Source organism: Solibacillus faecavium (assembly GCF_014836905.1).
Lineage (GTDB): Bacteria > Bacillota > Bacilli > Bacillales_A > Planococcaceae > Solibacillus > Solibacillus faecavium.
In genome coordinates, this window is sequence record NZ_JACSPZ010000007.1 from 112,745 (window position 1) to 137,947 (window position 25,203).

23 protein-coding genes are annotated in these 25,203 nt (G+C 37.0%); 17 read left to right on the plus strand and 6 right to left on the minus strand.

The annotated features are described in order from the left end of the window. Positions 1 to 55: 55 nt before the first annotated feature. The 4 genes from H9635_RS14150 to H9635_RS14165 all read left to right on the plus strand — a co-directional run bounded on the left by H9635_RS14150 (position 56) and on the right by H9635_RS14165 (position 4,498). Positions 56 to 1,027 carry a tRNA dihydrouridine synthase gene (locus H9635_RS14150; protein ID WP_191700964.1) on the plus strand — a complete coding sequence of 324 codons (972 nt, stop codon included), beginning with the start codon at positions 56 to 58 and terminating at the stop codon, positions 1,025 to 1,027. 156 nt (positions 1,028 to 1,183) lie between these two features. After that, a complete protein-coding gene (locus tag H9635_RS14155; RefSeq protein ID WP_191700965.1) occupies positions 1,184 to 1,537 on the plus strand; it encodes a PadR family transcriptional regulator in 354 nt (117 codons plus the stop codon). Then, entirely contained in the window at positions 1,518 to 2,522 is a 1,005-nt protein-coding gene (locus tag H9635_RS14160) for an HAAS signaling domain-containing protein (RefSeq protein WP_191700966.1), read from the plus strand. Before H9635_RS14155 ends, H9635_RS14160 begins: the two co-directional genes overlap by 20 nt. 308 nt (positions 2,523 to 2,830) lie before the next feature. Then, a complete protein-coding gene (locus tag H9635_RS14165) occupies positions 2,831 to 4,498 on the plus strand; it encodes an SLC13 family permease (protein WP_191700967.1) in 1,668 nt (555 codons plus the stop codon). Positions 4,499 to 4,555: 57 nt separating this feature from the next. Here the strand turns inward: H9635_RS14165 and H9635_RS14170 are convergent, their stop codons facing one another. Together H9635_RS14170 and H9635_RS14175 are read right to left on the minus strand one after the other, a co-directional pair. Further along, positions 4,556 to 5,440 (minus strand): patatin-like phospholipase family protein, encoded by an 885-nt coding sequence (locus H9635_RS14170; RefSeq protein WP_191700968.1) that lies wholly within the window; start codon positions 5,438 to 5,440, stop codon positions 4,556 to 4,558. Between the two features lie 189 nt (positions 5,441 to 5,629). Next, a complete protein-coding gene (locus H9635_RS14175) occupies positions 5,630 to 5,875 on the minus strand; it encodes a hypothetical protein (protein ID WP_191700969.1) in 246 nt (81 codons plus the stop codon). A 215-nt stretch (positions 5,876 to 6,090) separates the two neighbouring features. Between H9635_RS14175 and H9635_RS14180 the strand changes: the two genes are divergently transcribed. Further along, positions 6,091 to 7,482, plus strand: coding sequence for a hypothetical protein (locus H9635_RS14180; protein ID WP_191700970.1), 1,392 nt, complete (start codon positions 6,091 to 6,093; stop codon positions 7,480 to 7,482). Positions 7,483 to 7,575: 93 nt separating this feature from the next. Then, positions 7,576 to 9,195, plus strand: a complete 1,620-nt coding sequence (locus H9635_RS14185) for a multicopper oxidase family protein (RefSeq protein WP_191700971.1) — start codon at positions 7,576 to 7,578, stop codon at positions 9,193 to 9,195. 189 nt (positions 9,196 to 9,384) lie between these two features. Here H9635_RS14185 and H9635_RS14190 read toward each other — a convergent pair whose 3' ends face one another. Further along, a complete protein-coding gene (locus H9635_RS14190) occupies positions 9,385 to 10,026 on the minus strand; it encodes a cupin domain-containing protein (RefSeq protein WP_191700972.1) in 642 nt (213 codons plus the stop codon). A gap of 143 nt (positions 10,027 to 10,169) precedes the next feature. Next, on the minus strand, positions 10,170 to 10,676 hold the full coding sequence (locus H9635_RS14195; protein WP_225231321.1) for a DUF3298 and DUF4163 domain-containing protein: 507 nt from the start codon (positions 10,674 to 10,676) through the stop codon (positions 10,170 to 10,172). 303 nt (positions 10,677 to 10,979) lie between these two features. Between H9635_RS14195 and H9635_RS14200 the strand changes: the two genes are divergently transcribed. Next, positions 10,980 to 12,227, plus strand: coding sequence for an MFS transporter (locus H9635_RS14200; RefSeq protein WP_191701034.1), 1,248 nt, complete (start codon positions 10,980 to 10,982; stop codon positions 12,225 to 12,227). Positions 12,228 to 12,303: 76 nt separating this feature from the next. Next, positions 12,304 to 12,543: a hypothetical protein gene (locus H9635_RS14205; protein ID WP_191700973.1), complete on the plus strand. Its 240-nt coding sequence runs from the start codon at positions 12,304 to 12,306 to the stop codon at positions 12,541 to 12,543. A 43-nt stretch (positions 12,544 to 12,586) separates the two neighbouring features. Here H9635_RS14205 and H9635_RS14210 read toward each other — a convergent pair whose 3' ends face one another. Further along, positions 12,587 to 12,814, minus strand: coding sequence for a DUF1540 domain-containing protein (locus H9635_RS14210; protein ID WP_191700974.1), 228 nt, complete (start codon positions 12,812 to 12,814; stop codon positions 12,587 to 12,589). Between the two features lie 221 nt (positions 12,815 to 13,035). Between H9635_RS14210 and H9635_RS14215 the strand changes: the two genes are divergently transcribed. The 4 genes from H9635_RS14215 (at position 13,036) to H9635_RS14230 (ending at position 18,150) form a co-directional block, all read left to right on the plus strand. Next, a complete protein-coding gene (locus H9635_RS14215) occupies positions 13,036 to 14,523 on the plus strand; it encodes a class I adenylate-forming enzyme family protein (RefSeq protein WP_191700975.1) in 1,488 nt (495 codons plus the stop codon). Positions 14,524 to 14,688: 165 nt separating this feature from the next. Then, positions 14,689 to 15,186: a YehS family protein gene (locus tag H9635_RS14220; RefSeq protein WP_191700976.1), complete on the plus strand. Its 498-nt coding sequence runs from the start codon at positions 14,689 to 14,691 to the stop codon at positions 15,184 to 15,186. 210 nt (positions 15,187 to 15,396) lie between these two features. Further along, on the plus strand, positions 15,397 to 16,293 hold the full coding sequence (locus tag H9635_RS14225) for a radical SAM/SPASM domain-containing protein (protein ID WP_191700977.1): 897 nt from the start codon (positions 15,397 to 15,399) through the stop codon (positions 16,291 to 16,293). A gap of 105 nt (positions 16,294 to 16,398) precedes the next feature. Then, positions 16,399 to 18,150, plus strand: a complete 1,752-nt coding sequence (locus H9635_RS14230; protein ID WP_191700978.1) for a methyl-accepting chemotaxis protein — start codon at positions 16,399 to 16,401, stop codon at positions 18,148 to 18,150. 68 nt (positions 18,151 to 18,218) lie between these two features. Here the strand turns inward: H9635_RS14230 and H9635_RS14235 are convergent, their stop codons facing one another. Continuing rightward, on the minus strand, positions 18,219 to 18,794 hold the full coding sequence (locus H9635_RS14235) for a metallophosphoesterase family protein (RefSeq protein WP_191700979.1): 576 nt from the start codon (positions 18,792 to 18,794) through the stop codon (positions 18,219 to 18,221). A 263-nt stretch (positions 18,795 to 19,057) separates the two neighbouring features. On the opposite strand from H9635_RS14235, the gene H9635_RS14240 reads away from it, so the two are divergent. The 5 genes from H9635_RS14240 to H9635_RS14260 all read left to right on the plus strand — a co-directional run bounded on the left by H9635_RS14240 (position 19,058) and on the right by H9635_RS14260 (position 25,162). Continuing rightward, the gene (locus H9635_RS14240; protein ID WP_191700980.1) at positions 19,058 to 20,200 is read left to right on the plus strand and encodes an acyl-CoA dehydrogenase family protein; all 1,143 of its coding nucleotides are present in this window, start codon (positions 19,058 to 19,060) and stop codon (positions 20,198 to 20,200) included. 21 nt (positions 20,201 to 20,221) lie between these two features. Then, positions 20,222 to 21,403: an acetyl-CoA C-acetyltransferase gene (locus H9635_RS14245; RefSeq protein WP_191700981.1), complete on the plus strand. Its 1,182-nt coding sequence runs from the start codon at positions 20,222 to 20,224 to the stop codon at positions 21,401 to 21,403. A 402-nt stretch (positions 21,404 to 21,805) separates the two neighbouring features. Further along, on the plus strand, positions 21,806 to 23,038 hold the full coding sequence (locus tag H9635_RS14250) for a DEAD/DEAH box helicase (RefSeq protein ID WP_191700982.1): 1,233 nt from the start codon (positions 21,806 to 21,808) through the stop codon (positions 23,036 to 23,038). Positions 23,039 to 23,044: 6 nt separating this feature from the next. Continuing rightward, a complete protein-coding gene (locus H9635_RS14255) occupies positions 23,045 to 24,274 on the plus strand; it encodes an aminopeptidase (RefSeq protein WP_191701035.1) in 1,230 nt (409 codons plus the stop codon). Positions 24,275 to 24,295: 21 nt separating this feature from the next. Beyond that, positions 24,296 to 25,162, plus strand: coding sequence for an SGNH/GDSL hydrolase family protein (locus tag H9635_RS14260; protein ID WP_191700983.1), 867 nt, complete (start codon positions 24,296 to 24,298; stop codon positions 25,160 to 25,162). The last annotated feature ends 41 nt before the right edge of the window (positions 25,163 to 25,203 follow it).

The window sequence follows — 25,203 nt, forward strand, 5'->3', positions numbered from 1 at the left end:
CTTAACTTAAGGGATGAGTAAAGCAAAATCCCATTTTGAGAGGACTTGAAATAGTATGAAAGAAAATTTTTGGAACGATTTACCGAAACCGTTTTTCGTTCTTGCACCTATGGAAGACGTGACGGATACTGTTTTTCGTCATGTTGTAGCGAAAGCAGGCAGACCGGATGTATTTTTCACAGAGTTTACAAATTCTGATAGCTACTGCCATCCAGAGGGAGAAAAAAGTGTAAGAGGTCGTTTGCATTTTACGGAAGATGAACAACCCCTTGTTGCACATATTTGGGGAGATAACCCAGAATTTTTCCGTCAAATGAGTATAGGTATGGCCGAAAAAGGATTTAAAGGTATTGATTTAAATATGGGATGTCCTGTACCAAACGTTGCACAAAGAGGGAAAGGAAGCGGTCTGATTCTTCGTCCCGATGTTGCGGCAGAGCTGATTGAAGCAGCAAAAGCTGGTGGATTACCTGTCAGTGTAAAGACTCGTCTTGGCTATAAAGATGTAGAAGAATGGAAGGAATGGCTGACACATATTTTAAAACAGGATATCGCTAACCTATCGATTCATTTGCGTACGAGAAAAGAAATGAGTGCGGTTGATGCTCACTGGGAGCTAATACCGGAAATAAAAAAATTAAGAGATGAAATTGCGCCACAAACATTATTGACAATCAATGGTGATATTCCAGATCGACAAGTTGGTTTAGAGCTCGCTGAAAAGTACGGTATTGATGGGGTAATGATCGGCCGTGGTATTTTCAAAAATCCTTTTGCTTTTGAAAAAGAGCCGAAAGAGCATAGCCCTGAGGAATACCTTGATCTTTTAAAGCTTCAACTTGATTTACAGGATAAATATGAGGAAATGCTGCCACGTTCTATGTCAGGTTTACACCGCTTTTTCAAAATTTATGTTAAAGGCTTCCGTGGTGCAGGTGAGTTAAGAAATCAATTAATGAACACAAAATCAACGGATGAAGTACGTGAACTGCTGAATAATTTTGAAATAAACAAAGTCAAAGAATAAGAACAAAATTAAACTCCTGTGGACCTTAACCAGTCCACAGGAGTTTAATTTTGTTTAATTACCAATTTATAGTAGTGTTATTCACAATAATACTGTATGATACATAGTATATAATAATACTGTATGACATACATTATTATGGAGTGAGGTGTATTAGTGAGCAATTTATTAAATTCCTTAAAAATAGAGCTTAGAAGAGGGACTTTGACATTAGCGGTCCTTAGTCAATTAAGAACTCCACAGTATGGATATTCATTAGTTCAATCATTGGAAGGAGCCGGAATTTCCATTGATCAAAGTACTTTGTACCCTTTACTACGTAGATTGGAAAAGCAAGAACTCGTTTCAAGTAGTTGGGACACATCAGAGAGTAGACCTCGAAAATATTATGTTTTAAGTGAATTTGGCTTGGAGATTTTTTTAGAATTGAAAGAAGAGTGGATTAATAATTCTAAGGAACTGTATTCTTTATTGGGAGAGGGAGATGAGGATGAAAACGAATTTAATTGAAGTTTATATTCAAGAAGTCACTAGAAGGCTACCTGAAAAAATGCGTTCAGATATTGCGCTTGAATTACGTTCAACGATTGAGGATATGCTGCCTAACCATCATAACGAGGAGGATGTTAAAGATGTGATTAATCAGCTAGGTAATCCAGCGGTATTGGCAAACGGATATAAGGACCAGCCGATGCATTTAATAGGCCCACGCTATTTTGATGTGTATTTGTCATTATTAAAAATGATTGTACCAATAGCAGCTGTCGTTTCATTAATAACAATTATCACAAAATATTTCATTGGTTTCAGTGGTGAAGAGGCGTTATTAAATAGCATTTTATCCCTTATCGGAGAAGGAATTGGGACAATGATTGAAGTAGGAATCCAAGTCTTTTTCTGGGTAACAGTCACTTTTGCTTTATTAGAAAGATTTGATAAAGATAAGGAACAACTTCCATTAACTTCAGGGCTGCAAAAATGGACCGCAGAGGATCTGAAAAATGTTGCATATATTTCTAAGAAAAAATCTATTTCTAAGTTAGAGGTTTTCGGAAGTTTAATGTGGACGGCTATTTGGGTGACCCTTTACTTTTACGCTAACCAGATTATCGGCGTATATGAAGGGGGAGGCGATCGATTAGAATTTATAATGCCCGCATTAAATCAGGATGTTTTACAACAATATGGATTAGTCGTTCTTATTATTGCTGGTTTGGAAGTTGCATTTGCTCTTTATAAGTTATTGAAGGAACAATGGACAAAAAGAATGGCTATTGGAAATACAGTACTTGAAGTAATTTCAACGATTGTTTTCATTAATATTTTAATAAAGCCTAATTTTTTGAGCGAAGAATTCGTTGTTTATATAACTAATCTGTTTACGATTACGAAAGAGCAATTCAATATGTGGCTAATAGGGGGTGCAATTATTATTTTAATAATTACTGCCGCTATTAATATTTATGATGGTTTCAAAAAAGCAAAAGTACAATAAATATTTTCAAATAGTATATTTAAAAAAGAACGAATTTCCTTTTCAGGACTCGTTCTTTTTTGTTTATAAGTGCATTGCTAGAAATGTAATATCAATGTTATATAACAATGTACTATATTGAAAATATTATTTAAAATGTAAAAATTTATATTTTACAAGGTATTTTCTATAAACTTTATTATTTTTTATTTTCACATTATTTTAAATACTATTGCTTTTTTTATTTATCTAAGTAAAAATGATAAAAGGAATAGTAATATTTAAAATCAAATAATGCTATTTTAAAACAAAATTTAGGAGGAAATGCAATGTTTTCAACTACGTGGAATCGGTTATGGGAAATGCATGACCAAGTAAAAGATATGTTTACTTTTTTCATAAAACCAAATTCTTCTAAAATTGCTTCGGACGGAAATCACAAAAAAACAGGTAATGCAGGTTCGGGTAATGGAGGTGGAGGAGGTTATACTCGCCGCAGTTATACAACAGCACAAATAGTAGGTCTTATATTAGGACCGTTATTGTTTATTTTAACATTGCTGTTTTTTAATCCTGAGGGTCTTACACCAGAAGCTAAAGGAGTCTTGGCAAGTACCATTTGGATTGCAACTTGGTGGATTACTGAAGCAATCCCAATCCCCGCTACAGCATTATTACCTCTTGTATTGTTTCCTTTAACAAATAGTTTAGACATAAAGGTAACTTCATCTTCTTATGGAGATGAAACAATTTTCCTGTTTATGGGTGGATTTATGATTGCGCTTGCAATGGAAAAGTGGAACTTACATAAACGTATTGCCATCTCAATAATTTCAATGGTCGGTACAAATATGGACCGAATTGTACTTGGGTTTATGATTGCAACAGGATTTTTATCAATGTGGATTTCAAATTCTGCGACTGCAATGATGATGATTCCAATTGGACTAGCGATCATTAATCAAGTAGCAGACGGCTTAAAGAATGACAATCCGAGTATAGATACTTCGCCTCAACGTTTTGCATTTGGTAAAGCATTGATGCTCGGGATTGCCTATTCAGCATCCCTTGGTGGAATTGCAACTTTAATAGGAACGCCACCTAATACATTGCTAGCAGGTGCAATCAATAAAATGTATGGTATTGAACTATCTTTTGCTGGATGGATGCTTTTTGGGGTGCCATTTGCCTGGATTTTCATTATTCTCACGTGGATATACCTTGTAAAAATTGCATTCCCGTCTAAAATAAAAACTTTACCTGGCGGAAGTGCTGTAATCGATAAAGAAAAAAGAGATTTAGGTAAAGCATCTTTTGAAGAAAAGGCTGTCTTTGTAGTCTTTATATTGGCTGCATTTTCTTGGATTACTCGATCATTCTTCCTAAGTGATTTTATTCCCGGTCTATCTGATGGAATCATCGCAATATTTTTCGCTATCGTTTTATTCGCGATCCCTTCTGTGAATCGTAAAGGTGATCGTATAATGGATTGGCAAACAGCTGTAAAATTACCATGGGGTATTTTACTGTTATTTGGAGGCGGTCTTGCCATTGCTTCCGGGTTTGTAGGTACGGGTTTATCGGAATGGATCGGGTCACAGCTTATGGGACTTGAAGGTGTAAGTGTTATCGTGTTAATCTTCCTGGTTGCAGCACTTGTTCTTGCTTTAACTGAGATTACTTCGAATACTGCGACTGCATCTATGATGTATCCAATTATGGCATCACTTGCTGTTGCTTTAGGTATCCACCCTTATGCATTAATGATTGCGGCAGGTGTTGCGGCATCATGTGCATTCATGCTTCCGGTTGCGACACCACCAAATGCGGCAGTGTTCGGTTCAGGATATATTAAAATTACAGATATGATGAAGGCTGGTTTTGCACTGAATGTCTTCGGTGTCATATTCATTACACTGTCTATTTATTTCTTACTCCCTGTTTTGTGGGGGATCGATTTAAATACAGTACCAGAAGTGTTCAAAGTAATAAAATAAATATAAAAAGGTGAAATCGCATCATTGGATTTCACCTTTTTTACATTGAAAATATATTTACCAAACTGGAGACCATGATTTTAAAAACTGAATAGTCCTTTCTTTTCCGATGCTAATTAATTTATTTTTTGTTTTTTCATCTAAATCAAATTGAGTCGTACTATAGTCTTCAACCGGAATAAAGATGATATTTTTCTCATGTCTGCGGGCGATATAACGGTTATCATGGGCATTTTGCATTGTAGTAAATAGCGCTTCAAATAATTGAATTGCATTATTAATTTCATGGGGTGCTCTATCCTCGCTAGCACTGCTTAGCTTCATCCCGAGAACCGGCCGCTTTTTGTGACCATTATCATAAATCCATAGCGGGAAATTACTCAAAACTCCTCCATCGACAATAACAGATTCTGTACTCTCATGTTTTAAATAAACCGGTTCAAAGAAAAAAGGAAGACCGCAACTCATCCGTAATGCACGTGAAATGGGAAATGTGCTGCCATCTATGTTGTAGTGGTGCAAATCATCGGGTAACACAATAATTTTCCCGTTAGTTAAATCGGAGGCTACGAGCTTTAATGAATCTTTTGGTAAATCACCAAAAGTATAAATCCCTTTTGTCGCTAGTTTTTGAAGAAACCAATTTTCCAAAGCCTTTCCTTTATACAAGCCGAAACGTCTATATAAATTGAGCCATTTTAAAAATGGAAATTCTCTCGTTAGTTTGGGGGGATCTAGCAATACCTTTAAATTCAGTTCATCAAAAATTTCTTCAAGTTCTTGTGCATTAAATCCTGCTGCAATAAACGTTGCCAAAATGGCACCCGCACTCGTACCAGCTACACGGTCAAATTTTATTCCCTTCTCTTCCAGCGCCTGAATTGCTCCTACATATGCAAACCCTTTAATACCACCACCCGAAAATACCCCGTCAACAATCATTTACTCTCCCTTTCTTATTTATAATTGTAGTTCGGATATAAAAGTTCATAACAGTATATGATGGGAAAATCAAAAATGGGCTTATTAACTAATAGAAGATTGGGATTGGTTATATCAAGGTAGCGATATGGCTTGGATTTACAATACAAAAAGGCTGTCCAAAAATTTGAGCAACCTTCTAATAATGAATTAGCGTTGTTGAATAAAAATGACTTGATCATAACCGCACTCAGTACAAGTTAATAAGTGTGGACAAATTTCATTTGCTGCTGTATATGGATAGCCATCACCCATTTTAACGGTTTCTTCATCATTGTAATGTCCGTATGGATCTAAATAATCAGATACCTTTCCTTCATCATTTAATAGAATATGGCATTTTCGACAATATTTCTCCACTTCATGTAAACCATTGCATAACGGACAGACTGCCATGTGCACCCTCCTTTTTGGATCAACTCTATTTATGTAATATGGCACTTTTTAGTTCAATAATAAACATGTAGCAACTATTTATAGTTACTAACTTTTATCCATATGAAAAGAAGCTAGGCGAATGCTCAATTTATTAAAAAATATTATTATAAATAGGCGTTCACCACCTATCTTTTCACTCCATATGCTATATAAAAAAGGAAAAGAGGATGAGTATGGGAATTGAATTAACAGCTCTCCACTGGATTTATGTAGCATTTATTGTTCTTATTATTATTTTCATGGTGAAGCGACTCGATACTTCACTAATTAGTATTGTAGGAATATTCGTTATTGCATTTGTCGCAACAGGAGACTTTATTTCTTCTATTAGTGGGGTTTTTAACAGCTTTATTTATGCGATTACAGAACTCTTATCTACTATTTTAATTATTTCTATTATCGTGGCGATGAGTCGGGTGCTTACAAAAACGGGTATTAATGAAGTAATGATCGCGCCGTTTACAAAAATTATAAAAAATCCGACACTCGGGTTTTGGACAATAGGTATATTAATGATGGTCATTTCATGGTTTTTCTGGCCTTCGCCTGCTGTTGCCTTACTCGGAGCAGTACTGTTACCGGTAGCAATTCGGGCTGGACTTCCAGCACTTGGAGTGGCAATGGCAATGAACTTATTCGGGCATGGTATCGCGCTGTCTAGTGATTTCATTATTCAAGGTGCACCGAAATTGACTGCCGATGCTGCAGGGATTCCAGTAGGGGATGTAATTACGGCGAGTATCCCGCTTGTTATTACAATGGGTGTCGTGACAACTGCAGTGGCGTTCTATCTTTTGAAACGAGATATGAAGCGAGGAACTATTCCATTAGTAGGAACGTATGATAACAGCACAGAACAGGAAAAACCCGATGATTTATTATCGATGAGACAGAAAAAAATCTTTGCCCTTTTAATTCCAGTTGCTTTTTTACTCGACGTTGTGGCAATGTCTGTTTTTAATCTACAAGGTGGAGATGCAACTGCTTTAGTAGGAGGGACTTCTGTATTTATATTGCTCCTTCTTTGTGTTGTAGCCTATAGAAAGAAAGGGCTCGATCAAACGACGGACTATTTTATTAAAGGTTTTCAATTTGGATTTAAAGTATTTGGTCCAGTAATCCCAATTGCGGCATTTTTCTATTTAGGGGATGCAGGATTTCTTACCATTATAGGGGAACACTTGCCTGAATCTTCACATGGGATAGTCAATGATTTAGGTATGGGGTTAGCGGCAATTGTTCCATTAACTACAGAAATAGCTGCTGTTACTCTGACAGGGGTAGGGGCAATTACGGGGCTAGATGGTTCAGGGTTCTCAGGGATTTCTCTAGTAGGGTCAATCGGAAGTTTATTTGGTACGGCGATTGGTGAAGGAACTGCAACGTTAACGGCACTTGGACAAATTGCGGCTATTTGGGTAGGTGGTGGTACCCTTGTTCCTTGGGCACTTATTCCTGCAGCTGCAATTTGTAACGTTAGCCCATTTGAGCTTGCTCGCCGAAATCTTGTACCTGTAGTAGTGGGGTTAATCGTTACGACAATTGTGGCGATGTTTATCATTTAATTTACTTGAAGTTTATGAAAACGCACCTTGGAGTAACGCCTAAATGAAGTAAAGAATAAACTATATGAAATTAGTAAAGAAGGATGGTATATTTTGAATTTTAGTGAGCAGCCTGTTAATCCAGCTGATCCAAATACAATACCTAAATTTATAGATAAATTAGTAAAACCGCCTACTGCAAGACCGAGAGCAAATAAAAATTATCCGGTAAATTCCTATTATGAAATACAAATGCTAAAGTCAAAGCACCGATTCCATAAAAATTTTCCTTTTACTGAAGTGTGGGGATATGATGGCATTGTTCCGGGGCCGACCATTGAATCGAAAAAAGACTACACGACATATGTGAAATATTTGAATAGACTTCCGGAAAAACATTTCTTGCCGATTGACTATAGTTTGCATGGCGTAAACAATTCCGCAGAAGTACGGACCGTAGTTCATTTGCATGGAGCAAATGTTGCTTCTGCAAGTGACGGTCACCCTGAAGCATGGTATACGAAAAATTACGCTGCTACAGGTCCAACATTTAAACAGGAAGTACATGAATATACAAACCACCAGCCTGGAACGACATTGTGGTATCATGACCATGCAATGGGGCTTACTCGATTAAATGTCGTTGCGGGTCTTGCTGGTTTTTATTTACTTCGTGATTCATCGGAAGAACGTTTACAACTGCCACAGGGGAATTATGAAATTCCTTTACTCATTCAAGATAAATCATTCAATGAAGATGGTTCTATTTTTTACCCTACAGAACTAGATCCACCATTTCCCCTTCCCGTTCCTGACCAACTTCCATTGCCAAACCCGACTGTCACGTTAGGCTATGTCGGTAATACGATACTAGTTAATGGAAAGGTATGGCCAATATTAAATGTTGAGCCGAGAAAGTATCGCTTCCGCATATTGAATGGCTCAAACAGGAGAAGCTATAACTTGCGTCTCTCCAATGATGAGAAAATAAGCCAAATCGGAACAGATGGTGGGTTTTTAGCTGCCACTGTAAATATTGATTCAGTTGAATTAACTCCAGCAGAACGGGTAGATGTCATTATAGATTTTAGTGATTTTGCCAATGAAGAGATAATTTTAATGAATGATGACGAGGAATTTGCTGATGAACATACGAACGTTATTATGAAGTTTACTGTAAACTTGCCATTAAAGGGTGAGGATACAAGTCAAATCCCTACATTATTAGAACCTGCAATGGAATTGCATGAGCATCATGCGCATACGGTCCGGGATCTTCCTTTAACAAGTACGTTAGACCGTTATGGCAGACTTATGCTGTTATTGGGCGATAAAATGTATCATGATCCCGCTACTGAAAAACCATCTTTAGATAGCATTGAAGTTTGGAATTTGATTAATACTACACCAGTCCATCACCCGATTCATGTTCATCTAGTGCAATTTAAAATACTTGAACGTAGACCTTTTAATGTAGATCTTTATGTAGCTGAGGGGAAATTGCAATTTACAGGCCCTCCGGAAGAACCGCATGATTATGAACGAGGCTGGAAAGATACTGTAAAAGCGGATATAGGAAAAGTAACAAAAATTATTATGCACTGGAAGGAACATACGGGGGATTATATATGGCATTGTCATTTTTTAGAGCATGAAGATCATGATATGATGCGCCCGATTCGTGTCATTAAAGATGCACATCCCGTAACCCCTCCTCATAGTAACGAACATTAAAACAAAAGGATGGTATGTAGTTCATACCATCCTTTAAATATTGTTTATGATTTTATTAGAGTACTAACACTTTTTCCGCCGTCATTCTCCCAGCGATTAATATCCAATTGCTCATCAGAACATCTCATGATATACATCATCCTTTTTAAGTATTTTCATTGTGGGAAGCTTTGTTAAAGAGTGGCGATTTCAATAGTGCCAGTTTTGATATGCATAAGGCGTTTGTTGGCTATGGAGCGCACATTGTGAGCAATGGTACTGGGGATATAAATATTGAGGAGATATTTGTTGCGTCTCTTTGGAGCAATCCGTATAGGGTCCTATAAAGGTATTTGGTTTCACAGGACTGATGGCTTGATTCCATTCATTTTCATTAATGCAATAAGTTTTAGATAAGATATTGGGTGGAGTTAATTTTAATAAATCAGAACCCAATATTACTTCAGGAGTCGGTGCATTAAAAATTGCTAAAAGATGTGTGTCATCAACAGTGGCTACTTCATAATGCCACCAACCTTGTGGAACATTCGCCACTTGTCCAGGTGTCAGCGGATAATGGAGAAGCTGTTTTGTGAAAGGATTTAAGATAGATACGGTAACAGCACCAGAAATACAATAGATAAGCTCTGCTGCATTTTGATGATAATGCGGTTCAATTATATTATCGGCACTTAAATATATATCCAGTAAGGACACATTATCCAAGGTATTTAACTGTTTTACCCCTAATACGTTTATAAAATTTCGATGGTCTTTTTTAAATAATGTGCTTTTATTTATGTCAAAAGCAAATTGAGTAGATGGAGATGTGTAATCTATAGATGACGCCATTCTTTCTTCACCTCGTATATAAGTTTAAAACTGGCTTTCTAGTTATATTATGCTTATTTGCCTCTTTTGGTGTACTTAAAAAGGTGCCTAAAAAGCCATATGCCTCTCACTAGAAATGAGAGGCATACAAGTTATATTAAATTTTAATTATTAACAGCCATCCTACTTAGAGGACTTGATTCATCAATAATATCGGTTAAATCAAAAACAGAAATCGGAAACATAGGCAAGCCTACGTAATAGGGGGTAATTTCGTATAGCTGGAAATAGATTACTAGTGTTTTATCCGCTATATAAAAATCCTGGTTTGGTTGAATACCGTTAAAATCATCCAGAAGGGGAATATCTCGCTCGTGAATTTGAATATTTACAAGACTGGAAATCCGTTTAATATAGTCACTGCCTGGGATGAATAAATCTTCTAACTTACAAATCTTCTGTTTTTCTAAATCAAAGTTTAATGATTTGATATAGGTCATTCCGTGAGCAGCCTTTTGATGATACGTATAATTGGAAAGTGATAAGCTTAATATTTGTCGTTGATTATTTTTTATTTCATAAAAACCTCGCATTTCTTCCACTGTTGTCGGCATATCACCAACTTGATCAGAAATCAGCTTTTTCACTTGTTCCTTAATTGCCTCATTCATTTTATTTTCCCAAAAATTATTCTCGGTAAAAAATACATACGGATAATACACTATCTGGTTTTTGCCACAATCCAAACGAAGCGTACTTATAGGCAAAGGACCTATTTGTAGAATGATTACACTCCCTTTATGTTTGTTTTCAACCTGAAAAAACACAACCGATATTGTTATTTATATGTAAAGGTAAATACTTTATGAAAATGTCTGCAACTAAAAAGATATTACATTAAGTACAATCATAAAATGAGTCAAGAAAAGGGTTTTACGCAATTTATTAAATAAAACTATTAGGAGTAGAGGCTGCTGGATAAACAAAATAGTAAGTACAGATGGATTGTATTTGCTTCGGTATTGCTTACGTATTTGCTTATGGCAAGTCAAAGAACTGCACCAGGATTGATTACGGACCAGTTAATGAACGATTTTAATATTACCGCTACGACAATCGGATTTATTACAGGTGTACAATTTTTTGTTTATACAAGTCTACAGATTCCGATGGGGATTTTAGCGGATCGCTTTGGACCGAATTTCTTTCTTATTGTGGGTGCAGTTATAACGGGTGTTGGAACGGTATTTTATAGTGTGGGAACACATGAATATGTACTGTTTCTATCACGTATTTTAACTGGACTAGGCGATGCTACGATTTGGGTAAATATGATGCTTATATTAGGGCAATGGTTTCATAAAAAAGAATTTGTTCGGTTAGTAGGCTTTGCCGGTATGACAGGTAGTTTAGGTTTTTTATTAGCTACTGTTCCATTCTCTGCATGGATACAGCTACTTGGCTGGAGAGGGGCCTTTTTCTCGTTAGGAGCTATCGTTTGCTTATGTGGTTTGCTTCTATATGTTGTTCTTATAAAAAATACAAAACAAACATTTATAAAACCGGTCGTTGAAAAAGAACAAATACTTCGAGAAAGAACAGGAGTAATAGTAAAAAGGGTTTTTTCAAATCGTCAGGCATGGGCTTTATTTTTCTGCCATTTTGGAGTGGTTGGGGGTTATGTCGGTTTTATTAGTTCATGGGCAGTACCTTTTGGTATGGATATGTATGGGATGACACGTTCTGAGGCAAGTCAGTTAATTATGGTTGGTCTTGTTGGAGCAATTTTAGGCGCACCTTTAATGAGTTGGGTTGCGAGTATGTTCGATACTATTAAAAAACCTTATATTACCGTTCATCTAATCGTCTTATCAAGCTGGATTACTTTTTTATTCTTTAAAGGATATCCATCGATTTGGTGGGTGATTATACTTTTCTTTCTAATCGGTTTTGGATACGGGGCAAGTGCATTAACGTTTGCGGCAGTTCGTCGCTCTTTCCCGCTCGAAGAATCAGGTATTGTATCGGGTTTCGCGAACACAGGCGGTTTCTTAAGTGCTGTATTATTACCGATATTTTTAGGGGCGATATTAGATTACGTTCATGGAAGTTCTGGAATGTTGCAAAACGCTTATTACTATGGCTTTATTATTCCTGTTGTTTTTTCAGTAATTGGTTTAGGTGGAATGTTTCTTTTTAGGGAAATGCATGGTCCTGAATAATGTTTTAATTTGACTACATCTCTTTCACATAAACCCCATTTCCTCGCGCATCCTAAAGTAGGAGGAGGTGGATTTTATGCACGAGAAAAAATATACAGAAGCAGGCACCGATATTGAAGAAGTAAAGCGCTTAAATGCAGCATCCGGTCTTTCCTATAATGATACACTGGCCATACTAGCTCAAAAGAAAGATGATCATACGGTAGACGAAGTTCCACTTAAGACAATAAGTGAAAATCTTGAAGTAGATAGCAATGCGTATAAGTTAAATGAAGTACCGGGAAATATTCAGGTAGATCGTAATTCTCCTCATTAACACTTAAGAAAGGAAGCTGTCTAGTTGACAGCTTCCAAAAATCTTAGGAGTGTTTAGATGCATCTTTTTTAGAAATGAATGTTTGACAGCATGTTTCGCTTGAGCTTTTCGCTTTCTCTCGTTTATGGAGGTCGAAATCAGAAGCAAACTCGGTATTCTCATTCTTACTGGTTTTATCCATATTAATTTCTATTTTTTCAGCTCCACAAAAATTTCCCTCCGCATGGAAAAAACAGTTGGATACAGTACATTTCACCTCTAAAGTAGGCATAAATTTCCTCCTCGTTAATTTTTTTGAAAAAGTATAAAAAGAGTATTAACTTAAATATCCTTTTATATTCCTCAATATTTAATTTGTCCAATTGCACTTCTTTTATGTTCTAGTAAATAAGCTACAATTAGCCAATTCTTTTTTGTGAATGAAAAACTGTATTTAAATAGAAAAAATTGATAAAATTTAAGAAATACATGTTTTTATGAGGAGCGATGGGGATGACGGTTACAAAAGCATTATTTGAACAATCTCGAATAACACCGGAAGCTGAAGCTATTGTGTTTCAAGATGAATCCTGGACTTATAAAGAGCTTTATGAAAAATCATTAAAAATTGCACATTACCTTGTAAAAAAAGGCTTTAAAAAAGATGATATTGTTGCACAGTTTACGCTTAATTCCAATCTGTTTATGGCGATTTATTACGGTGTACAACTTGCAGGGCTTACGGTTATGCCTGTTAATACGAAGCTGGCTTCACCTGAAGTCGAGTATATTTTTAAACATTCAAAAGCAAAGGTATTAATTTATGATGAAAAGTTACAAGGGACACTTGATTTTCCTCTGACTGGATTTGACGAAGTACTAACATTAGAAAAAATGCGAGCAATTATTAACACACAAATGGAAACAGAAGAGCTACCAACATTCGATTTAGAAGAGATATCTGTTGTCATGTACACATCGGGTACTACGGGAAAACCTAAAGGTGTAATGCTTAGTCACCGTAATGTATTGGAAACAGCAGAAATTTGGTCGGAGTCTATGGAAATGAATGAAAAGGATCGCATGTTTATATGCACACCTTTATTCCATTGTGCAGGCAGTCATGTTTTTGCTGTACCGACAATTTTAAAGGGCGGAACAGTTATAATTGATGAGGCATTTTCACCTGAGAAAACTTTAAAAAAACTGGTAGAAACACAGACTACGATTTTCTTCGGTGTTCCGGCAATGTATACAATTTTATTAAATAAGCCAGAGCTTGCTGCCTATAATTTTGAGCATTTACGATTGTTCTGTTATGGAGCAGCTCCGATGCCATATGAACTAGTGAAACGTTTGAAGGATACATTCCCAAATGTAAAAGTACAAAACTTATACGGCCAAACCGAGAATACACCTGCAGCAAGCTCATTATTAGATGAAACGGCACTTATTAAAATTGGATCAGTAGGTAAGCCACTTGCACGAACAGAAATTCAATTGCTTAATTCAGATGGTGAAATCGTACCTGTGGGTGAAGTAGGGGAAATTTGTGTGAAGGGACCGCAAGTCATGAAGGGCTACTTGTTTGCACCGGAGGAAACAGCGAACGCAATTCGAAATGGCTGGCTTCATTCAGGGGATTTAGGTCGATTTGATGAGGAAGGCTATTTATATATTGTGGATCGTAAAAAGGATATGATTATTCGCGGTGGTGAAAATATCTATCCGATTGAAGTGGAGGAAGTGCTCTATCAGATTCCAGAAATTTTAGAAGCAGCAATCGTTGGCGTTCCGCATGATGTATATGGCGAAGTACCGAAAGCATATGTCGTGATAAAGCCAGGTAAAGAATTGACTGAGCAACAAGTATTTGAATATTGTGCTACTCAATTGGCAAAATATAAAATACCTTACGAAGTAGATTTTATAGGGGAACTGCCACGGAATGCTTCTGGAAAAGTGTTAAAGCATACGTTGCGCCCGAAGCAAACGACTTAGAAGCGGTATTCTATTAAAGTGGCAGCAGGATGACTTAATTTTAAATTTACTTACCAATTTAGGGGAATGTGCGCCAGTTATTCAGGAAACGATGATTCGTCCAGCTAACAACCATACCTCTCTGTCTGTTATAATAATCGTTAGCAAAACATGATGGAGGCAATTATGGATAATAATGATATTTTAATCCGTGTACGTTATGCACTGGATTTGAAAAATAGAGAAATGATTGAAATATTTAAGTTAGGCGGCTTAACGATTACACCAGAGGAAATGCCGAAAATTTTAACGAAGTCTTTGGAAAAAGAGGCTGAAGTACCAGTTGATTACGATCAAATGAAGGTAAACAATAAAAATTTAGAGGCCTTTTTCAATGGTCTAATTACGTTTAAGCGCGGTCCTATGCCTAAAAAAGAAGGACAAGCAGCACCAGTACAAGAAAAGGCGGATCATGTAAACAATATGGTCTTAAAGAAACTAAAGGTAGCGTGCCAGCTTACAACCGAGGATATGCTTGATATTCTGGATGAAGGCGGCATCGCGGTTTCGAAAGGCGAACTAGGTGCAATTATGCGTAAACCAGGTCACCGAAATTATAAAGAGTGTGGGGACAACTTTGCCCGCAAGTTTTTAAAAGGCTTATCCATTCGAAATCGAGGATAAAATTATAAACTGTTTAGAAGGTGAATACTTTCTAGGCAGTTTTTCATTTGTAGAGGAAAATTGAATTATGAGATAAAACGTCAACTATCTATTTATGTTTGAAGTTTGATACAATGGAATGTATTGCTTTACTTCTGAGTGCAGACGTACAAAAACATAAGTAAGAAGGTTAAGGCAGATATAATTAATAAGAGGAATGGTGAACGAGCGTTGAAAACTTTTAAGAAAGTATATATCGAAATTACAAGTGTTTGCAATTTAGCTTGTAGCTTTTGTCCACCTACAGAGCGAGCAAAAGGGTTAATAAAGGTAGAGCAATTTGCTCATATTCTTGACGAAATTAGTGGCTATACAAAATATATTTATTTGCACGTTAAAGGGGAGCCTTTACTGCACCCGCGAATTGGTCAATTACTTGATATTGCCCATGAAAAAGGCTTTAAAGTCAATATTACAACAAATGGAACTTTAATTAAAAAGAACCGCGATAAACTATTAGGTAAGCCAGCACTTAGACAAATTAATTTTTCTCTTCATAGCTTCGATGGACATGAAGGTTCTGAAAATCGAGAAAAATATTTAAGTGATATTTTGGAGTTTGTGCGAGATGTCCGAGAGCATAATGTCATTATTTCCTACCGATTATGGAATTTACAGCGCAATAATGTTTCGGAACTGGCAAACCGCAGAAACCGTGAGACACTCGAAATATTAGAAAATGAATATGGGTTAGATTTTGAGATTCAAGAGCGTGTAGAAATGGGCAAAGGTTTAAAAATAGCAAAAAATATTTATTTAAACCAAGATCATGAATTCCGCTGGCCAAGCTTGCTTGAAAAAGCGGATGAAGGGAAAGGATTCTGCCATGCCTTGCGTACACATGCAGCTATTTTAGTGGATGGCTCCGTCGTTCCTTGCTGTCTAGATGGGGAAGGTGTCATCAATTTAGGCAATGTCCATAATCAGCAATTTGGGGACATTATTAGCACTGAACGTGCACAAAACTTAGTAGATGGCTTTTCTCGTCGTGAAGCTATGGAAGAGCTATGTAAAAAATGCGGTTTCCGCCAAAAGTTTGGCATGGAGTCGGAGTTACCTGACATATAAAATACTAATTTTAAACCTTCTGACATATAAACGGATATAGTATAATCATAGTATTAAATTTACGAATTTAACAAAAAAATAGGTCGTAAGTGAGGGGATTATACTATGTTTGGTAGAAGTAAAATTGATAATTATATTTATTTTAGTCAACAATCCGATTCCGATATTAGAGCAAATGAACGACTGAAAGAGAAATTGGACTTTTTGGCGCTAAGTCATGTACGCCGTAATTCAGTAACGCTATTAAAAAAAATCTATAATGAAAATCGCGATGAAATTTTGGATAATTTTTATAATAGGTTACTGGCAATACCCGAGTTTTCTAAAATTATTTTGGAGAATTCGAGTGTTGAACGATTAAAGGTTACTTTTGATCGCCATTTTTCCAGCCTGTTTCAGGACGAACTAGATTTGGAATACGTATTTAAACGTCGACAAATCGCTTATGTACACGCAAGAATCGGAGTTCTACCAAACTGGATGATTTCAGCCTATACATTAATTAATCAGTTGATTATCCCCTTAATTGCCAAACAATGTGGACGGGATTATCAAAAAATGCTCGATACATTGTTGGCTTACGATAGTCTCGTAACATTGGACATACAAATCATAGTTGAAACTTATATCGAAATTCAAGGCGGTTCAGTTGTAAATGGTTTAGGTGAAATTATTACTTATAATACACAGCTTGACCAAATAAAAGAGCTCATTCAATTTCAGGACGTGCAGCACAATGATGTGAAATTGGTGAGTGATTTGATGTTGGAGTTGGATGCCAGTATAGAAGAAATTGCTGCTTCTGTAGGGGATATCTCGATCCATACACAAGCGTCTTTGACGGAATTGAATAGTGATTTAGCAGCTTTACAACAGGTATCTGCGATTTTGCAAAATACAGACGAAGGACAACAAGCGGTTCGTCAAAATGTTGCTAACTTAGTTGATCGCGTAAATAGCGTATCAAAAGTTATGTCTCTTATTCAAGGTATCGCTGACCAGACAAATCTATTAGCGCTTAATGCCTCTATTGAAGCGGCTCGAGCAGGGGAAGCAGGTAAAGGATTTGCGGTAGTAGCAGAGGAAGTACGTAAATTAGCAGATGACACAAAACGATCTGTTCAATCAATTGATACTGATATTAAAGCGTTATTACATATTACAGCCAATATTGATGAATTAACGAAACGCTCCACAGATGAATTACACGTGGGTGTATCGGATGTTATTCACATTACGAAAACGTTATCGGAGTTAAACTCAACTTTGCAAACACAAGGGCTACGTTTTGAGGAAATTTCCTCTACAACACGCCATCAAGCAAAATCTGCCTCAGAAATTGCCGATCGCAACCGTAACATTACGGAAAGTACCGTTCAAAGTAAAAAAATTGCTTTTGATACAGGGGCTGCAATTTACACTTTAAGTAAAATGATTGATGAATATCGTTCGGAGACCATTTCTAAAAACCTTATTCTTGCCCAAGAAGACATTATTGAAATCGCCATAACGGATCATTTATTATGGCGCTGGAAAATTTATAATTTACTATTAGGTTTTGAAGAAATGAGTAATTTAAAATTAGATTCACCACGTGATTCTAATTTAGGCCAATGGTATTACGGTAAAGGGAGAGAACTATTAGGTGAAGAAAAAGTCTTCCTTGAATTGGAAGAACCTTTCCTAAAAGTTTATGATATTGCTAAAAAAGCAGTAAAGGCACACACAGTTGGCGACAAACAAGCGGCTGAAACCCTTTTGGAGGATCTAACGGTAACATCCAATATTGTTATCGGGAAACTAAATCACTTACAGCAAATTCTAATCGATGCAAAAGCTCCTTATGTAAGATCATAATATGTATTTACGACGGGTTGTTCAAATTTAACTTTGAATAACCCGTTTTCTTTATATTTTACATTGCTCTATTGTGCCTGCATAAATGTAACAGTCATCTCTTGACTGTCGTATAAGCACCATTCCTTATTTTCAACTACTGGACCGACATTAATCTGATAACGCTTATGTCCAACTGATAATGGAATATTATATGGTACTGGTTGCCTCTTTCCATTGTTGTATATAGCGGCCTCATGACTATGTCCAAAAAATAGTAGCGGTGTTTCAATATGGGGGAATGTTGGATTAAATGTTTTATCCCATTCTATTTGATGTCCATGAATTAGCGTAGCATGTTCAATTTCAAGGGCATTTTTATATTGCAGAAAACGTTGATCCCCCGTTACAAGTGCAATACGTTCTTCCTGGTTACCGATGATTGAAGGAAATGTTAACAAGCTCATAAACTTATCATCTATAATCGCCGCGTCCTTTAGCTTTGCATGACGAACCATTTTTGCTTTTTTCTTGCCGATTTTACACTCAAATAAATCCCCTAAGCCAATAATCTCTGTATTGGGCGCTACTTGTTGAATATGATTTAACACCTTTTTTGTATTTTTATAATGCGAATGTAAGTCGCTCAAAATTGCATATTTCATAAAGAATCACCACCGTGTTTAATAGGATTTCCTCAATATTATAGCAATAGTCAATTTATTGATAAATAAAACATTTTTATTACTCAAAATATTTGAAGGTATAAATAAAGAATCAAATGTTATAGAATTTTCTGGAGTATTTGTGTTGCTTATATTTTCTGTATAGCGCAATAATATTTCTGTAAAAGTCATTGTTTCCATTTTTAGTGACTGTTAAAATTAAAATGTATAAATTTTCAGAAAAGAATAAAGGGGTGGGTTAAATGAGTACTTTCACAGAAGAACATGAGATGTTTAGAAAAGCTTTACGCAAAATGCTGGATAAAGAGGCGTATCCTTATTTTGAACAATGGGAAAAGGATCGGGATATCCCACGTGAGTTTTGGTTGAAGCTTGGGGAGAATGGATTTTTATGTCCAATGGTCAGTGAAGAGTATGGGGGGCTTGCACTGGATTTTGGTTATTCTGCTATATTAACGGAGGAACTTGAACGTGTTGGTGCAGGGTTAGCAAGCGGGATTTCGCTTCATTCCGATATTGTGACACCTTATATTGAAGCATACGGAACAACTTCGCAAAAAGAAAAGTGGCTTCCTAAAAGCGTAACAGGTGAGTACATTTCGGCTATCGCAATGACAGAACCGGGTGCAGGCTCTGATCTCGCGGGGATACAAACGACGGCGAAAAAAGATGACGATTTTTATATTTTAAATGGTGAAAAAACGTTTATTACGAATGGCATTCATGCAGATTATGTTGTTGTCGTTTGTAAAACTGATCCGCAGGCAAGTCCGGCATATAAAGGGGTTAGTCTGCTTATTGTGGAAAATGGTACACCTGGTTTTAAACGTGGGAAAAAACTCGATAAAATCGGAATGCACAGTGCAGATACAGGAGAGCTTATTTTTGAAGATGTGCGTGTACCGGCAGAAAACTTATTGGGAGAAGAAAACCGAGGCTTCTATTATTTAATGGAAAAACTGCAGCAGGAACGTTTAATTGTAGCCATTGAAACTCAAATCGAAGCTGAATGTTGTTTACAGCTGACGGTAGATTATGTGAAAGAACGTAAAGCATTCGGGAGTCGTATTGCAGATTTCCAAAACACACAATTTAAATTAGCGGAAATGGCGACGGAAATTGAGCTAGGGCGTACATATGTCGACAGTTTAATTGAAAAACATATTGCTGGTAAAGATATTGTGAAGGAAGTATCCATGGCGAAATGGTGGATTAGTGAAATGGCTAAACGAGTTGTAGCTGATTGCCTACAGTTACATGGAGGATATGGCTATATGGAAGAATATGAAATTGCGAGACGTTACCGAGATATTCCCGTAGCGGCGATTTATGCTGGTACGACGGAAATTATGAAGGGAATTATTGCAAAGCAAATATTAAAATAGATAGACTAAGGGGATGGAATAATGAAAAACGTATATATCGTAGACGGGGCCCGTACAGCATTTACAGCTTTCGGAGGTTCTTTTGCAACAACAGATGCAGTACAGCTTGGCACAAAAACAGCAGTGGAAGCGTTAAAGCGGGCAAACGTACAGCCTGAGCAAGTCGATCATGTAATTTACGGGGGTGTAATTACAACAGGTGCCAACTCGGCATATTTAGCCCGTCATATCGGTCTTTATACAGGTGTACCAAAGGAAGTGCCAGCATTAACGTTAAACCGTCTTTGCGGATCTGGTATGCAATCGGTCGTATCGGCTGCTCAAATGATTCAACTAGGTGAAGGAAATGTAGTACTTGCTGGGGGAGCAGAAAACATGTCCCAATCACCGTATTCCAATTTTGAACAACGCTTTAGCAGTTCGAAACTAGGCAACCTGGAGTTTACAGATATGCTTCAAGCAACATTAACTGACCAGTATACGGGCTCAGGAATGGGCTTGACGGCAGAGAAACTTGCTGAACAATATACGATTTCCCGCGAGGAGCAAGATGCCTTTGCACTTCTATCAAACGAACGTGCGGCAAAAGCACGCGAGAACGGTACGTTTGCAAAAGAGATCGTGCCTGTTGCAGTAGCTACAAGAAAAGGCGAAATTTTAATAGAGCAGGATGAACATATTAAAGAAGGCGGCACGATGGAAAGCTTGGCTAAATTACGCCCGGCATTCAAAAAGGACGGGTCCGTAACTGCTGCGAATGCTTCCGGCATTAACGACGGGGCAGCATCTATCGTTGTCGCAAGCGAAGATTTTGTAAAGGGACAAGGGTTAAAGCCGTTAGCCCGCATTGTATCATGGGGAATAGCAGGCGTTGATCCGACGATTATGGGAATCGGCCCGGCTCCGGCAATTCGTCAAGCATTGGAGCGTGCAAATTTAACAATTGAAGACATGGATTTAGTTGAAATAAATGAAGCTTTTGCAGCTCAATATATTGCAGTGGAAAAGGAACTTGGTCTGGACCGTGAGAAAACGAATGTAAACGGTGGTGCAATCGCACTTGGTCATCCGGTTGGTGCAAGTGGAACAAGAATCATCTTATCCGCTGCTTACGAACTGCAACGACGTAATGGGAAGTATGCGGTTGCCAGTCTTTGTATCGGTGGCGGACAAGGAATTGCTTTAATTATAGAAAGAGTATAGAAATTTAGCATGCTAGGAGGAAGTTTCCAGCATGCTTTTTTTGTTGTTTTTATTAGAACAATAATGTCAGAAAGATGATTTTAGAACAAGCTGAACCTTTTTAGCACAGCGAAAGGATATATTAGAAAATCGCAACTTTATTAGCATAAATAAAAATATATTAGATGATTTCAGATTATATTAGAAAACTTTGCAAATTTTTTTGCCTCAAGTTTCTAAAGGAAAGCTTACTGAAATAGTTTTTTTTATTTGCACTCTACTACAAAAAATTCAAAACGTTTTAATTTGACACAAACCTTACTTTTTTTGCTGTAAACAACCAAAGGACACTCCGCCAAATTTTACGCATTAATTGCGGAATATGGTACACTAAAGCCAACGAATAAAAGGTGGTAAAACAATATGTCAGCAATTAGTTTATTAAATGAAACACTTCAAAATAAATGGTCGTTTGAAACGACAATGAAAATTCAGGATGAAATGATTCCAGCGATGGTTGAAGGGAAAGATATCGTAGCAGAATCCCCGACCGGCTCAGGAAAAACATTAGCCTACACATTACCGATTCTAAATAAAGTAGACGGTAAAAAGAAACAGACCCAAGCATTAATCGTTGCACCGTCACAAGAGCTTGCAATGCAAATTGTTGAAGTTATCCGTGATTGGACAGTAGGAACGGATATTACTGTGCAGCAACTAATCGGTGGTGCGAACTCGGCACGCCAAATCGAAAAATTAAAGAAAAAGCCAACGATTGTTGTCGGAACACCAGGTCGCTTAAATGAATTGGCTCGCCAAGGGAAACTAAAGCTTAGAGAAATAGAAACAATTGTTTTGGATGAATGCGATCAGTTACTAAGTCGCGAATACCGAGTAGTTGTAAAATCATTTATTGAAAATGCCGCATTCGGTCGTCAAGTCGTTGTAGTATCTGCAACGATTACAGAAGAAATAAAGCTTGTAGCAGAACGTTTAATGTTCGAGCCAATCAGCATTGAGATTAAGCCTGAAGATATGGTGAAGTTCGGTAAAGTAGAACACTCCTTTGTAAAAGTAGAGGAACGAGATAAAACAGAGATGCTTCGTCGTCTTGCAAATATTGAAGGATTGCGCGGTTTGGCATTCGTTAATAATATTGACCAAGTACTAATGAAACAAAACAAGTTGGAGTACCGCGATGCACCAATCGTAGCACTACATTCAGATATGAAAAAAGATGAACGTAAAAAAGCGTTGGATGCTTTCAGAAAAGGGGAAGCGCGTATTTTAATTGCAACAGATATTGCAGCGCGAGGTTTAGATATTTCAGGTTTAACACATGTTATTCATGTCGATGTTCCTCGTACAATTGAGCAGTACACACATCGTTCGGGACGTACAGGACGTGCAGGAGCAGACGGAGAAGTATTAACATTATTATCTTATAAAGATGAAAAGACTTTCAAAAAATGGTTGCGTGATCTTTCATTAAAAGGTGTTCAAAAAGTTTGGACTCAAGGGCAGCTTATGGAGGGGAATGCCAAAACAGTTTCGTCAAAAGCGGCTCCACCAGTAAAGAAAGCAACAGAGAAAAAGCCTTATCAACCAAAATCTAATAAAAAAGGCATGACTTTCAGTAAGAAAAAGGAGAAATAACAATTGATGACATTCCAAGAGAAGTTAGAGCAATATGCAGATTTAGCTGTTCGTATCGGAGTAAATGTTCAAAAAGGACAATACTTATTAATTAATACTTCAACAGATACGTTGGATTTTACACGGATTGTGGTAAAAAAAGCGTATGAGGCAGGCGCAAGTCGTGTCCATGTAAATTTAACAGATGCAAGCTTTGAACGTGCCTATTATGAAAATGTTACTGTAGAAGAAACAGCCAATTTTCCAAAATGGGTCGTTGCACAACGCGAAGAATTAATCGAGCGTAAAGGCGCACTTCTTTGGATTGATGCGGAAAATCCTGATTTACTGGCGGGCATTGATTCCGAGAAAATAGGTGCTCAGCAGAAGGCAGCAGGTGCAGCGCTTGTAAATTATCGTAAAGCGGTAATGAATGATGATATCGCATGGTCAATTATTGCAGTCCCTTCTCCAAAATGGGCGGCTAAAGTCTTCCCTGATTTAGCTGAGCAAGAACAAGTACCGGCATTATGGGAAGCAATCTTTAAAACGGTGCGTATCGGTGAAGGTAATGCGGTTGAAAACTGGAAAAATCATATTGAAACTTTACATGCACGTGCAGCTCAGCTTAATGCTAAGAAATATGCAAAATTACACTACGTGGCACCAGGTACAGACTTAACAATTGAATTACCTGAAAAGCATTTATGGAAAAGCGGTAGTAGTCAATCTCCGAGCGGTACAACATTTATTGCGAATATGCCGACAGAAGAAGTATTTACATTACCTGCAAAGTATGGTGTAGATGGATGCGTATCTAATACAAAACCACTTGTATATAAAGGAAATATTATTGATGAATTTAAGCTTACTTTTGAAAAAGGAAAAATTGTGAGCGCTGAGGCAAAAGTAGGTGAGAAATTACTGCAGCAGCTTATCGCTTCAGATGAGGGTTCAACTTATTTAGGTGAAGTCGCATTAGTACCGCATGAATCACCAATTTCGGCATCTAATATTTTATATTACAACACATTATTTGATGAAAATGCATCAAATCATTTAGCGATTGGTGAAGCATATCCGACTTGTTATGAAGGTGGCAAGGAACTAGAAAAAGGTCAGCTAGAATCGTTAGGTATTAATACATCGATTACACATGAAGATTTTATGATCGGAAGCGCTGAAATGGATATAGACGGTATTTTAGCGGATGGCTCAAAAGAACCGATCTTCAGAAAAGGAAACTGGGCATTCTAATTATAGAAGTGGGGTGAGTAAATGCGGAAAATAATACTTAGCATTATTTTTTGTGTCGTCTTATTTCCAACTGCAACATTCGCCGATGAACGGGAAGTGTATATAGCGCTTGGAGATTCATTAGCAGCAGGACAAACGCCATACAGTGAGATTGATGCAGGTTATACGGATTTTATTGCTTTACAGCTCATGCGCAATGGAAAACTTGCTCATTTTTCAAAAGAGCTTACTTTTCCGGGGTATCGTGTTCAAAATGTCATTGAAACAGTTCAATCTGATGAAGCAGCACAGTTACTAAATGAGGCGACATTGATTACTATTTCTGCGGGGGCCAATAATTTACTCCCTCTTATAGAGCATAATCCGGAACAAGGTACTATTGCCTTTTCCCAGCTCAGTGCGGACTTTGCATTAAATGAAGTGCGGATTCAAATGAAGGAACTCCTTTCATTATCTAAAGAAAAAGCACCGAACGCTGAAATTTATGTACTAGGTTATTATTTTCCTTATGTAAGCCTTCATGAGGAGCAAAAACAAGGTGCAGAAAAAGCAGTAAAGTTATTAAATAAAATATTAAAGCAGGAGACCGAGCAGGCGGGGCATGTTTTTGTTGATGTGTTTGAAGCTTTTAATTTAGGGCAAGCGGATTATTTACCAAGCATTCAAGATATTCATCCGAACCAGCTTGGCTATCGTATTATGGCTAATGAAATGCTAAAGAAATATAGCGGAAATGATTTTCTTTCGTTATCAATAGAAACAATGCCTGAGCCAAACCCGAAAACATTTGAAGAAATGTTGCAGATGCAGCAAAATGAATTAGCTGTAGAGGAAGAAGATTTTATGGCTCAGCATCATCCGGATAAACCAAAACCTATATATGTATAAATAAAAAGCATTCCAACAAGAAAATCTTGTAGGAATGCTTT